The sequence below is a fragment of the Nonomuraea sp. NPDC050540 genome, assembly GCF_044457485.1.
GTDB lineage: Bacteria > Actinomycetota > Actinomycetes > Streptosporangiales > Streptosporangiaceae > Nonomuraea.
In genome coordinates this window covers 312,118-324,382 of the sequence record NZ_JBITHA010000006.1, presented here as the reverse complement: position 1 = coordinate 324,382, position 12,265 = coordinate 312,118, and the positions used below count along the sequence as shown (strand labels likewise).

Annotated in this window: 11 protein-coding genes; 6 read left to right on the top strand and 5 right to left on the bottom strand. The window is 71.7% G+C overall.

The window, feature by feature from the left end:
• Positions 1-82 precede the first annotated feature (82 nt).
• Positions 83-295 (bottom strand): hypothetical protein, encoded by a 213-nt coding sequence (locus ACIBI5_RS22650; protein WP_397249733.1) that lies wholly within the window; start codon positions 293-295, stop codon positions 83-85.
• 225 nt (positions 296-520) lie between these two features.
• Here ACIBI5_RS22650 and purB point away from each other — a divergent pair, with 225 nt between their 5' ends.
• Positions 521-1,948, top strand: coding sequence for an adenylosuccinate lyase (gene purB / locus ACIBI5_RS22645; protein ID WP_397249731.1), 1,428 nt, complete (start codon positions 521-523; stop codon positions 1,946-1,948).
• Positions 1,945-2,688: a GNAT family N-acetyltransferase gene (locus ACIBI5_RS22640; protein ID WP_397249729.1), complete on the top strand. Its 744-nt coding sequence runs from the start codon at positions 1,945-1,947 to the stop codon at positions 2,686-2,688. Before purB ends, ACIBI5_RS22640 begins: the two co-directional genes overlap by 4 nt.
• A gap of 180 nt (positions 2,689-2,868) precedes the next feature.
• On the opposite strand, the gene ACIBI5_RS22635 is transcribed toward ACIBI5_RS22640, so the two are convergent.
• On the bottom strand, positions 2,869-4,101 hold the full coding sequence (locus tag ACIBI5_RS22635; RefSeq protein WP_397249727.1) for an isochorismate synthase MenF: 1,233 nt from the start codon (positions 4,099-4,101) through the stop codon (positions 2,869-2,871).
• A gap of 183 nt (positions 4,102-4,284) precedes the next feature.
• On the opposite strand from ACIBI5_RS22635, the gene ACIBI5_RS22630 reads away from it, so the two are divergent.
• Positions 4,285-5,085: an SGNH/GDSL hydrolase family protein gene (locus tag ACIBI5_RS22630; RefSeq protein ID WP_397249725.1), complete on the top strand. Its 801-nt coding sequence runs from the start codon at positions 4,285-4,287 to the stop codon at positions 5,083-5,085.
• Here the strand turns inward: ACIBI5_RS22630 and ACIBI5_RS22625 are convergent.
• Positions 5,082-5,789, bottom strand: a complete 708-nt coding sequence (locus tag ACIBI5_RS22625; protein WP_397249723.1) for an HNH endonuclease family protein — start codon at positions 5,787-5,789, stop codon at positions 5,082-5,084. The genes ACIBI5_RS22630 and ACIBI5_RS22625 overlap by 4 nt on opposite strands.
• 60 nt (positions 5,790-5,849) lie before the next feature.
• On the opposite strand from ACIBI5_RS22625, the gene ACIBI5_RS22620 reads away from it, so the two are divergent.
• From ACIBI5_RS22620 to ACIBI5_RS22610, 3 genes are all read left to right on the top strand, one after another.
• Positions 5,850-6,239, top strand: coding sequence for a fluoride efflux transporter FluC (locus ACIBI5_RS22620; RefSeq protein WP_397249721.1), 390 nt, complete (start codon positions 5,850-5,852; stop codon positions 6,237-6,239).
• On the top strand, positions 6,236-6,616 hold the full coding sequence (locus tag ACIBI5_RS22615; RefSeq protein ID WP_397249719.1) for a fluoride efflux transporter FluC: 381 nt from the start codon (positions 6,236-6,238) through the stop codon (positions 6,614-6,616). Before ACIBI5_RS22620 ends, ACIBI5_RS22615 begins: the two co-directional genes overlap by 4 nt.
• A 122-nt stretch (positions 6,617-6,738) precedes the next feature.
• Entirely contained in the window at positions 6,739-7,650 is a 912-nt protein-coding gene (locus ACIBI5_RS22610; protein WP_379638153.1) for a S1C family serine protease, read from the top strand.
• Positions 7,651-7,688: 38 nt separating this feature from the next.
• On the opposite strand, the gene ACIBI5_RS22605 is transcribed toward ACIBI5_RS22610, so the two are convergent.
• The gene (locus ACIBI5_RS22605) at positions 7,689-8,966 is read right to left on the bottom strand and encodes a glycosyltransferase family 4 protein (RefSeq protein WP_397249717.1); all 1,278 of its coding nucleotides are present in this window, start codon (positions 8,964-8,966) and stop codon (positions 7,689-7,691) included.
• A gap of 150 nt (positions 8,967-9,116) precedes the next feature.
• Entirely contained in the window at positions 9,117-12,215 is a 3,099-nt protein-coding gene (locus tag ACIBI5_RS22600) for a S41 family peptidase (protein WP_397249715.1), read from the bottom strand.
• Between the last annotated feature and the right edge of the window lie 50 nt (positions 12,216-12,265).

Sequence of the window (12,265 nt, the reverse complement as noted above, 5' to 3'; positions counted from 1 at the left end):
GTGGTGCCCCGCCCGCCGCAGCGCCTTCTCACCCACGAGATCCGTCTGACGGCGATGCGGGGCCGTACAGGCGCGCATGTGGCTACAGCATGGGAACGGCTTGTCGCGTTGCCCTGTCTATGATCTGCCGCCCCTTCAGAGGGCTCTTCAGATCGAAGCGGAGTTCGAGCCGGTATCCCACGGCGAATGTGGTGACCCCTTCTTCCCAGGGGAAGAGGGGTTCACACTCATGACGAGCCTCAATGCCGATCACCACCTGCCCCCCGGTCTCGGAAAGCTGCTTGTCGGTGACCACGTCTCCACCGGTTTGGCGGGCTTCTCTCGAAGGACGATCTCCTGGCGATACCCCGTCGGCAGGGCGATGAGCACCAGGTCGGCGCCGGGACTCGCAGCATCCGGGTAGGTCGCCTTGTTGCTGCTCGGGTCCGCCACCACGGCAGACCGCAGTGGCTCTTCTCCCTGGTACGGCAGGCCGGGTCGGCGTGCCCTGGGCGATGGGCGCACCATAGACTCATGGAACGTGACTAAGCCGCGTATCCCCAATGTCCTGGCCGCCCGCTACGCCTCCCCTGAGCTGGCGCGTCTGTGGTCTCCCGAGCACAAGGTCGTCGCCGAGCGGCGGCTGTGGCTGGCGGTGCTGCGGGCGCAGGCGGAGCTGGGCGTGACGGTGCCCGAGGGCGCGGTCGCCGACTACGAGAAGGTCGTCGAGGACGTCGATCTGGCCTCGATCGCCGAGCGGGAGCGGGTCAGCCGGCACGATGTGAAGGCGCGTATCGAGGAGTTCAACGCGCTGGCCGGGCACGAACAGGTCCACAAGGGGATGACCTCGCGCGACCTGACCGAGAACGTCGAGCAGCTCCAGATCCGCGACAGCCTGCTGCTGGTGCGCGAGCGCACGGTGGCGCTGCTGGCCCGGCTGGCGACGCTGGCCGAGGAGCACGAGGCCACGGTGATGGCCGGCCGTTCCCACAACGTGGCGGCGCAGGCGACGACGCTGGGCAAGCGGTTCGCGAGCGCGGCCGACGAACTGCTGGTGGCGTACACGCGGCTGGAGGAGCTGATCGCCCGCTACCCGCTGCGCGGGATCAAGGGCCCGGTCGGCACCGCCCAGGACATGCTCGACCTGCTGGGCGGCGACCGTGAGAAGCTGGCCGAGCTGGAGAACCGGGTCGCCGCCCACCTGGGCTTCGAGCGGCGGTTCACCTCGGTGGGGCAGGTGTATCCGCGCTCGCTCGACTACGACGTGGTCACCGCGCTGGTGCAGCTGGCCGGGGCGCCGTCGTCGCTGGCCAAGACGATCCGGCTGATGGCCGGGCACGAGCTGGTGACCGAGGGCTTCAAGGAGGGCCAGGTCGGCTCGTCGGCGATGCCGCACAAGATGAACACGCGCTCGTGCGAGCGGGTCAACGGGCTCACCGTGATCCTGCGCGGCTACGCCTCGATGGTGGGCGAGCTGGCGGGCGACCAGTGGAACGAGGGCGACGTCTCGTGCTCGGTCGTGCGCCGCGTGGCGTTGCCGGACGCGTTCTTCGCCTTCGACGGGCTGGTGGAGACGATGCTGACGGTGCTGGACGAGTTCGGCGCCTTCCCCGCGGTGATCGCCGCCGAGCTCGACCGCTACCTGCCGTTCCTGGCGACGACGAAGATGCTGATGGCGGCGGTGCGGGCCGGGGTGGGCAGGGAGCACGCGCATGAGCTGATCAAGGAGCACGCGGTGGCGGCGGCGCTGGCGATGCGCTCGCGCGGCGCCGCCAACGAGCTCCTGGACCGTCTGGCCGCCGACGAACGTTTCCCGCTGGACCGCCCGGCCCTGGACGCTCTCCTGGCCGACCGCGTCTCCTTCACCGGCGCCGCGGCCGACCAGGTGGAGTCGGTCTCGCAGCGGGTGGGCCACGTGGTCTCGGCCCACCCGGAGGCGGCGGCGTACCGGCCGGGTTCGATTCTGTGATCCACGAGCTCACCTCACCGGCGCAGGTCAGGGCCGCGTGCGGCGACGACGACCTGCTGATGTGGGCGGCCCAGGGCCTCAGGCCCGGCGCGCGGGCCTGGTCGCTGGGCGACGCGGTGGTGACGGCCGCACCGGACCTCGCCCGTCGCGCCCGCCTGGCAGTTTCCGGCGGTACGGCGAGCGCCGTCCCGCTGGTCCGCCACGCCCTGGCCGAACTGGGCCCTGCCTACCGCCCGCTGGGCGAGACGCGGACGATCGCCGAGGTGGCGGCGAAGGTCGAGGGGATGGAGGTGGCGGGCGAATTCTCCTGGATGAGCCTGCTTCGCGAGCCTGCTGTCCCCGTTCCGGCCGACGAGCTTGAGGTGGGCTGGCTGCCCGGCGAGGCGTCCCCGGAGGTGGCGGCGCTGCTGACGGACTTCGCTCCGGAGTCCTACGCGGTGCCCGGCGCCGCCGGGGTGACGCGGTGGGCGGGCCTGCGGGCGGAGGGCAAGCTGGCCGCGGTGGCGGCGGACGCGTGGAGCGCGCCGGACGTGGGCTTATTGGCCGGGGTCGCGACCGCTGGGCCGTTCCGCGGGAGGGGGCTGGGCGAGCGGGTGTGCCGGTGGGTGTCACGGGAACTGGTGTACGCCTACGGCCGGGTGGCCCTGATGGTCGACGACGACAACGGGCCGGCCCTGGGCGTCTACACCCGAATCGGCTACACCCGCCGCGGAATCGCAGCAGCCGGCATCACCCCCTGACCCCGGTTCGGCAGGGGCCGGGACGGCCGGGGTATCGGTTGGGGTTCCCGGTCGGGTGGTTGACGGGCGCCGTTGCGGCGCCCGGCCCGTCCGGCGTGAGAAGCGATCCCCCCGACCTGCGCGCGCCGACATCGGCGGGTGGGGTGGGGGTGGCGGAGCCGTAAAGGATGAAAAAGGGGCTCAGGGCCCTTCGAGGGCGTACTGCATGACGCGAAACTTCGCCTGGGCCTCGGCGAGTTCGAGGGCGGGGTCGCTGGTGGACATGATGCCGCCGCCGGCGAACAGGCGGGCGCGGCGGCCGCTGATCTGGGCCGAGCGCAGGGCGATACCCCACTCGCCGTCGCCGTGGGCGTCGATCCAGCCCACCGGGCCCGCGTAGCCCGCGCGGTCCATGCCCTCGAGTTCGCGGATCACGTCGATGGCGGTGTCGGTGGGAGTGCCGCCGACGGCGGCCGTGGGGTGCATGGCGGCCACTACGTCCAGGACGGAGGCGCCGTCGGCCAGGCGGCCGGTCACGTGGCTGGCCAGGTGCTGGACGTTGGGCAGCACGAGGAGTTCCGGCTCGTCGGGGGTCTGCAGGGCCGAGCAGAGCGGGGCCAGCGTGTCGCGGACACTGGCGATCGCGCACTCGTGCTCGTGCCGGTCCTTGGCGCTGGCCAGCAGCGCGGCGCCGCGGGAGAGGTCGTCGGAGGGGCTGGTGCCGCGCGGGGTGGTGCCGGCCAGGACCAGGGATTCGATCTCCTGGCCGGTGCGCCGGATGAGGAGTTCCGGCGTGGCGCCGACCATGCCGGCCACGGAGAAGGTGTAGCAGTCGGGGTAGCGGGTGGCCAGGCGCCCCAGCAGCAGCCGGATGTCGATGGCGCGTTCGGCCGTGGCGAGCAGGTCGCGGGCCAGGACGACCTTCTCGAGTTCGCCGTCGCGGATGCGCTGGGCGGCGCGGGCGACGATGGTCTCCCATTCGGGTGCGGTGAGGCTGCCGTCGCCGTAGCTGATGCGGCCCGGGGTGCGGATCGGGCTGAAGCGTTCGAGGGGGGCGTCGCCGATCGTGGTGAGCCACGCGTGGCCGTCGCGGCGGGCCAGGATCGCCTGCGGGACGACGAGGACGGAGCCGGGGGAGTCCTCGTCGAAGGTGAAGGTGCCGAACGCCACGGGCCCGGTGCCGGGGGTGCCCACGTCGTCGCGGACGGCGGCGTGGCCGAAGACGTCGGTCAGCCACTCGCGGGCCCAGGCGAAGCGCCCGGGGCCGGGCGGAACGGCCACGCGGGCGGCTTCTCCCCAGCCGACCAGTCCTTCTCCATGCCGGATCCACGCGTAGGGCGCGGTCTTCGGCAGGGATTGCAGCAGGTCGCCGGGGTCGCCTACCGAGGTGGTGCGAACCGGCAGAGGGCGGGTGATTCCGAGCGCGACACTCACTCAAGACACTCTATGCGGGAACTGAACACGTTCGACTCCCGGCCCCGTGAATGACCGGTTACGGACCATGAACACGAAAATTTTCGCGTGTTGCGGATCGGGCGTGTCAAGCGGCGATGCGAAGTGGGTGTGGTGCGGGCCGTTCGCCTGGCCGGGAGGCAAGGGCCGATCTACCTTGTGTCCATGATCACGCCTTTGGCCGCGGTCGCGGTGCTGGTGTCTGGGTCGATCGTCGCTCCGGTTCCGCAGGTCATGGCGGCGCTTGGGGATTCGATCACGTCGGGGTTCAACGCGTGCGGGTGGTACGTCTCGTGCACGTCGCGTTCGTGGGCGGCGGGCAAGGACCCCGCGGTCGGCAGTCATTTCACCCGGCTGGGGATGAAGGACGGCAATCTCACCTTCGCGGTGCCGGGCTCGACGAGCGCCGACCTGCGCGCTCAGGTGGGCAAGGCGGTGGCGGCCGACGCGGAATATGTGACGATTCTCATCGGCGCCCAGGACGTGTGCGCGGGCACCGAGAAGACGATGACGCCGGTGCCGGTGTTCGAGCGGCGGATAGCCGAGTCGCTGGCGGCGTTGCGGGCGGGGCTGCCGGGGGCGCGGGTGTTCGTGGCCACGATTCCGGACCTTCGGCGGCTGTGGCAGGCGGGCAAGGACAACCCGATCGCGCGGACGTTCTGGACGCTGGGGCGGATCTGCCGGCCGATGCTGGCCGCGCCGGACTCCACCAAGCGCAAGGACGTGCAGCGGCGGGCGCGCGTGCGGGAGCGGGTCGTGGACTTCAACCGGGTGCTGGAGCGGGCCTGCGCCGGTTACGGCCCCAACTGCCGCAGCGACGGCGGGGCGGTGTTCTCCTTCCCGTACACGCTGGATCACATCAGCAAGTGGGACTTCTTCCATCCGAACGCGGCGGGCCAGCGGGCGCTGGCCGAGCAGACGTTCAAGCACGGCTTCGACTGGACGGACGCGCGCCGGCAGGGCTAGCGGCACTGGTCGAGCATGGTCTGCTTGTCGGCGCGGGTGACCGGGATGTCGTACTTGACGGCGACCTGGGCGAAGCGGGTGACGTAGGCGCAGCGGATGCGGCGCTGGGGCGGCAGCCAGGCGGCGGGCCCCGATCCGTCCTTCTCCTCGTTGGCCCGGCCGTCGACGGGCAGGAGGTTGAGGGGGTCGTTGGCGAAGTCGAGGCGCTTGGACTTCGGCCAGGACTTGGCGGCCATGCGCCAGCCGTAGGAGAGGGGGACGACGTGGTCGACCTGGATCTCGTCGGCGTCGGAGACGCGCCAGTGGATGTCGCGGCCGGTGTAGGGGTCGGTCAGGGTTAACGACAGGACGGTGCAGCCGGCGCGGACGACGTCGCGGCCGTCGCGGGCCAGCAGGTCGTCGCGGGTGCGGCAGCCGTTGCCTGCGTAGGGGACGCCGGGGGCGGAGTCGGCCCAGTTGCCGCCGTAGTTGGTGCGCTGGTAGCCGGTGCTGGAGCCGCGGTCCTTGACGCGCAGGCGGGAGATGAGGGCGCGGGCGTCCTGCTTGTCGGCTTGGCTGGTGAGGGGCGCCAGGCCGGTGCCGGTGCCGGTGGTGTTGGCCAGGGGGCTGGTGGCGGTGCCCGCCTGGGTGCGGTTCGTGGTGCCGAGCAAGGAAACGATCATTACGCCGCCGGCGAGAAGGGCGACCGCGTCCCGTGTGCTCAAGGAGCCTCCGTAGGCTTGGCCTCTTCTCGGTGAATTCCCATGATCGCCTGCTTTGACACGATGAAGGAGGGTGTTGTGGGGCAGTGGCGGGTTCTCGGCGCGGTCTCGGCGGGTGGGGTGGCTGGGTCGCTGGCCCGGTTCGGGCTGCAGACGTGGTGGCCGTCGGTGTGGGCGACCCTGGTGATCAACGTGGCGGGCTGCCTGCTGATCGGGATGCTCATGGTGGCGGCGCCGCGGATGCACCGGCTGGCGCGGCCGTTCCTGGGGGTCGGGGTTCTGGGGGGTTTCACGACGTTCTCGGGTTATGTGGTGGATGTGCGGCTCCTGACGGGGGAGGGGCCGTTCTGGCTCGCGCTCGTCTACCTCGTGGGGACGATGGCGGGCGCCGTCGTGGCGACCTGGTCAGGGGTACGGCTCGCGCGCCTGCTGGCCCGGCGGTGGGCCGGATGAACGTGCTGCTGGTGGCGATAGGGGCGGCGGTGGGCGCGCCGACGCGGTTCCTGCTGGACCGGGCGGTCCAGGGCTGGGTGGCGGCGCGCGGCTGGTCGGGCCCGGTGGTGTTCCCCTGGGGGACGCTCGTGGTGAACGTGGTCGGTTCTGCGGTGCTGGGGTTCCTGGTGGCCTGGCCCACGGGTGAGGGGCTGATGGCGCTGGCGGGCACCGGGTTGTGCGGGGCGCTGAGCACCTATTCGACGCTGGGATATGAGACGCTGCGGCTGGCGGAGGGCGGCGCGGGGCCGGCGGCGGCGGGCAACGCGGTGCTCAGCGTGGCGGCCGGGCTGGGCGCCGCCGCGGCGGGGGCGGCCCTCGCGCACGCCTGGTCATGAAGACGCACACCCGGTCGTGAACAGGCACGTGTGATCGTGACGAACGCACGCCTGGTCGTGACGACGCACGGCCGATCGTGAAGAGTTAGCGTGTAATCCTGTAAGCAACGAAGGAGCGCGCGATGGCGGATCCCCTCGACGCCTACTCTCAAGTGGTCTCCTCCGTCGCCGCGGAGCTGCTGCCCAAGGTGGCCGGCGTACGGGCGGGACGCAACAGCGGCTCGGCGGTGGTGTTCACCTCCGACGGGTTCCTGCTCACCAACGCGCACGTGGTCGGCTCCTCGCGGGCCGGCACGGTGGCCTTCGCCGACGGCACGGTGGAGGAGTTCGCGGTGGTCGGCCGCGACCCGCTGTCGGACCTCGCGGTGATCAGGGCGCAGGGGCCCACGCCCGAGCCCGCGGTCCTGGGCGACAGCGACAAGCTCGTGGTCGGGCAGCTCGTCGTGGCGGTCGGCAACCCGCTCGGGCTGGCCGGGTCGCTGACGGCCGGCGTGGTCTCGGGGCTGGGCCGTTCGCTGCCGGCGCGGGCCGGGTCGGCAGTACGGATGATCGAGGACGTCATCCAGACCGACGCCGCCCTGAACCCGGGCAACTCCGGCGGCGCCCTGGCCGACTCGCGGGCCCGGGTGGTGGGCGTGAACACCGCGGTGGCCGGGATGGGGGTGGGGCTGGCCGTACCCATGAACAGCACGACGCGCTCGATCATCGCGGCGCTCATCCGCGACGGAAGGGTACGGCGGGCCTTCCTCGGCCTGGTGACCTCGCCCGCGCCGCTGCCGGAGCCGCTGCGCAGGCGCACGGGGCAGGCGGCGGCGTTGCGGGTGGTGGAGGTGGTGGCGGGTTCGCCCGCGGAGCGGGCCGGGCTGCGGGGCGGCGACCTGGTGCTGAGCGCCGGCCGTACCCCGGTGGGCGACGCGCAGAGCCTGCAGCGGCTGATGTTCGCCGACGCGATCGGACGCCCGCTGCCGATCACCGTCTACCGCAACGGCGCGCTCGTGGACGTGATCGCCGAGCCGCTGGAGCTGACCGTCTGACCGGCCGCCTCCCGGAGGAACGGCCGGTCGGAAAGGGGTTACGCGACGGGCTTGGGCTTGGGCACGTAGGTGCCGTTGCGGCGGGCCAGCAGTTCTTCCAGCAGGTCGTCCCAGATGCGGCCGACCGCGTCCACGTCGTAGGTACGGGCGGTCTCCAGGGCGCCGGCGGCCAGGGAACGGCGCAGCTGCTCGTCCTCGATGACGCGCAGGATCGAGGCGGCGAGGTTGTCGTTGGTGCGGGGCTTGACCAGCAGCCCGTCGACCTCGTCGCTGATCATCTCCTTGGGCCCGTGGGGGCTGTTGAAGCTGACGATGGCGAGCCCCTTGGCCATGGCCTCCAGGATCGTCATGGGGAAGCCCTCGTGGCGCGAGCTCAGCACGAAGATCGAGGCCTTCTCCAGCTCGGCGCCCACGTCCTGCGTGGGTCCCGGCAGCTCGACCTTGTCCTCCAGGCCCGCCTCGGCGATCTGGGCGCGCAGGTTGTCGAGCTGGGGCCCGTCGCCGTAGATGCGCAGCTTCCAGTCGGGGTGGGCCTTGGCGATCTGCTCCCACGCGGTGATGAGGCGGTGGAAGCCCTTGAGCCGGGTGATGCGGCCGACCGCGATGACGAGCTTGGCGTCGAGCTTGGCCTGGCCGCCGGTCATGGGCGGCACCGCGTTCGGGATGCGTACCAGCCGTCTGGGCCGCTTCGGCAGGGTGTTGCGGTAGTCGCGCAGGTCGGCCTTGGTGAGGGTGACCAGGGCGTCGAAGCGGCGGTAGCGCCACTTGATGAGCTCCTGCAGGGCCTCGGGCTTGGCGTTGAGCCCGACGTGCTCCTGCGCGACGGTGATCACGTTGGGGTTGGCGAGCTGCGCCATGGCCAGGTTGAGGCCGGGGCGGGTGCCCATGAGGACGCCGGTGTCGAGCGAGCGGATGTAGCGGGCCAGCTGCAGGTCGGTCCAGGCGTTGAAGCGGTGGGCGGCCGACTCCCCCTCGGGGATCAGGCGGCTGGGCATCATCGACAGCATCGCGCGTACGCCGCGGCGCGGCTTGAGCCGGTCGTCGAGGAAGCGGAACCTCACGCGTTCGTCGACGGGGAAGAACGGCCGCTCGGCCTCCTTGAGGATGGAGACGATCTCCACGTCGCGCCCGGTGGCGGCCAGGTAGCTGGCCAGGTTGAACACCGTTCTGATCGTGCCGCCCATGCCGTTGGCGTGCAGGAGCAGGATGCGGATCGTGCCGATGGAGGGAGGCGGCGCGTTGCGCTGCCTGCGCCGGTTGTATCCCCTGTACAGCCGGGCGGCCGCGGCCTTCCCTTTGCGTGCCAGTGCGCGCACCTTGTCCTTGTCCCCTCGTCCGGTGTCATGACACACGTGGCCGGTGACGGAAGGTTCCCGCCACCGGCTCCAGGATCTGTGTAGCCGGGGCAGCACCGATGTCCCCGTGGCACTGCCCCTTCTATGACCTTTTAGACGCTGTTCACCCCGTCAAGGTTGCACGCGAGTTGCCGGTGTGTGCGGGGGTTTGCGTTCGAGCAGGTCAAGGGCGGTGTCGATCGCCTTCTCCAGTTGGGTGTCGATTCCAGCCGCGTAGTCCTGCGGGGTGATGTCGACCTCGATGTCGGGGTCGGTGCCGTAGTTCTCCACTTTCCAGCCGACGTCGTCGAAGGCGAAGGAGAACTCCGGCTGGGTGGTGACGGTGCCGTCGGCCAGCCGGTGGCGCGGCCAGATGCCGACGACGCCGCCCCAGGTGCGCTTGCCGATGAGCGGGCCGAGGCCGAGGAGCTTGAAGGTGTGGCTGAAGATGTCGCCGTCGGAGGCGGCCCACTCGTTGGTGATGGCGACCAGCGGGCCGCGCGGGGACTCGGCCGGGTAGGGCTCGGGGTGGCCCCAGCGCGGGTAGTCGTAGCCCAGGCGGCGCCGGGCCAGCTTCTCCAGCAGCAGGGCCGAGACGCTGCCGCCGCCGTTGAAGCGGACGTCCACGACGAGGGCGTGCCGGTCGTACTCGGCCAGGAAGCCGCGGTGGAACTCGGCGAACCCGGTGGTGCTCATGTCGGGGATGTGCAGGTAGCCGATGCGGCCGGCCGAGCGCTGGTGGCAGCGGGCCCGGTTGAGGTTGACCCAGTCGCGGTAGCGGGCGGGCCCTTCGTCGGCGATGGCCCTGACGGTGGCGGTGAAGGTGTCCTCGCCGCGGCGCAGCGTGAGCTCGACCTCCTGGTCGGCCTGGCTGACCAGCCGTTCGTTCGGGGTGGTCTCGGCGCCGATGGGGTGCCCGTTGATCGCCAGTACGGCGTCGCCCGGCCGTACGTCGAGGCCCATGCGGTTGAGCGGCGAGGTGGCCTCGGGGTCCCAGGGGTCGCCGGTGACGATGGCGCCGATGTGGTAGACGCCGTCGCGGTAGTCCCAGTCGACGCCCAGCTTGCCCTGGCTGTAGTCGGGACCCGGGCGGTACTCCCCGCCGCTCTCGTAGGCGTGGCTGGTGGCGAGCTCGCCGTGCAGCTCCCACAGCAGGTCGGAGAATTCGCCCCGGGTGCTGACGCGTTCGACGAGGGGCAGGTAGCGCTCGTAGACGGCCTGCCAGTCGACGCCGGACATGTCGGCGGTCCAGAAGTTCTCCCGCTGCAGGCGCCAGGCCTCGCGGAACATCTGCCGCCACTCGTGCTCCGGCCAGACCGAGACCTTGACGCGGGCCAGGTCGATCCAGCCGCTCTCCCGGCTGGGCGGGTCGTCGTCGTGCTCGGGGACCTCTCCGGCCTTGACCACGCGGAGCCGGGCGTCGGCGCGGTAGAGCAGCGTCTTGTGGTCGCGGGCGAGTTCGAGGTCGGTGACGTCCTCCGCGAACGTCTCGTTCTTGGCCTTGGCGAAGTCGTACAGGTGCAGGACGGGTTCGCCCTCCAGCGGGCTCGACAGGATGAGCGCCTTGCCATGCAGGGCGGCGATGCGCTCGTAGCGGCCCTCGGGCAGCGGGAAGGCGGTGACCCGGTGGATCAGGCCCTCGGCGTCGACCTGGAGGGGCGGGGGGTCCTCCTCCTCGTCCTCCTCCTCGTCCTTGGTCTCCAGCGGGCGGGGCTGGGGGACGAAGGGGTCGGGCGCGTCCTCCTGCAGGGCGATGGCGTACGGGCGGGTGCCGAGCGGGAAGCCGAGATCGAACTGGAGCTGGTCCCAGACCGGGGAGAAGGTGCGCTGGCCGATGAAGTAGAGGTAGCGGCCCTCCGGGTCGAAGCAGGGCGCACTGTCCTCCAGGATGGGCTCGCTGGCCTGGACGATGCGGCCCGACTCCGGGTGGTGGAGCTTGATGGCGGTGGTCTGGGCGTTGAGCGGGCTGGCGTAGGCGAGCCAGGTGCCGTCGGCCGACCAGGCGGGGTCGTGCGGGCCGGCGTGGGGGTTGGCCTCGACCAGCGTCGCCTGGCCGGTGCCGAGGTCGAGGAGGTGGAGTTCGCCCCGGTGGTTGGTGACGGCCAGGCGGTCGTGGGCGGGGTCGGGGACGAGTTCGTTGATGCGGCCGAGCTCGGCCAGCGCCGTGCTGGAGCCGGGGCCGAGGAGGGTGACGGTCTCGTCGCCGTCGGCGCCGCTGGCCGCCGCGACCAGCCGCTCGCCGTCGTTGAGCCAGGTCAGGTGGCGGTAGCGGACGCCGTGGGGCGCGCCGTGCTGGCGGACTGGGCCCTCCCAGGCGGCCATGGTGTAGGCCTTGCCGCGGGTGGTGAGGGCCAGGGTGGTGCCGTCGGGGCCGAGGGTGGCGCTGTCGAGGTAGTCGGCGGCCTCGACGAAGCGCCGGTTGCGCTGGGTGCGGGAGGAGGCCAGGCGCACGTCGATCTTCCGCGCATGGTCGGCGCCGGGAGGGAGGAGGTAGAGGTCGGCGCCGGCGTGGTAGACGAGGTGGTGGCCGTCGCTGGTGAGGTTGCGGGCGTAGTAGTCGCTGTGGTGGGTGTGGCGCCGGAGGTCCTCGCCGGTGGGGGTGCAGGAGTAGACGTTGCCGGTGCCCTCGTGGTCGGACAGGAAGGAGACGCGCTCGCCGCTCCAGCAGGGTGAGGCGAGGTTGCCGGGCAGCTTGATGAGCCGGCGGAAGTCGCCGTGGCCGTCGGGGTCGATCCACAGGTCGCCTGCGGTGCCGCCCCGGTAGCGCTTCCAGCGGGCGGGGTCGGCGGTGTTGCGGCCAAGGACGATCATGTGGTGCGGGCCGTACGCGATGGAGTTGGCGGGGCCGTACGGCAGGCGCTGCGGGACCCCGCCCGGGGCGACCCGGTGGAGCCATTTGCGGCCCTCGAAGGGCTGGCCGGCGTCGCTGGCGTACAGGATGCGGTCGTCGTGGTCCCAGCCGGTGACGGTACAGCGGGCGCCGTGGTAGGTCAGGCGGGTCGCGGCGCCGCCCTCGGCGGGCATGACGTAGACCTCTTCCGGGCCTTCCTCGCGGCCGACGAAGGCGAGCTGGTCGCCGCGCGGGGAGATGCGCGGGTATCCGGCCTCGGCCAGCCCGGCGGTGAGACGGAACGCGCGCCCGCCCTGGGCGGAGACCATCCAGAGGTCGTCCTCGGCGGCGAAGACGACGACGTCTTGGAAGATGGCGGGAAAGCGCAGGTAGGCGGGCATCGTCTCTCCGTGGTCAGACAGCCGGGACGTGGTGTCCCGGCTGTCTGATC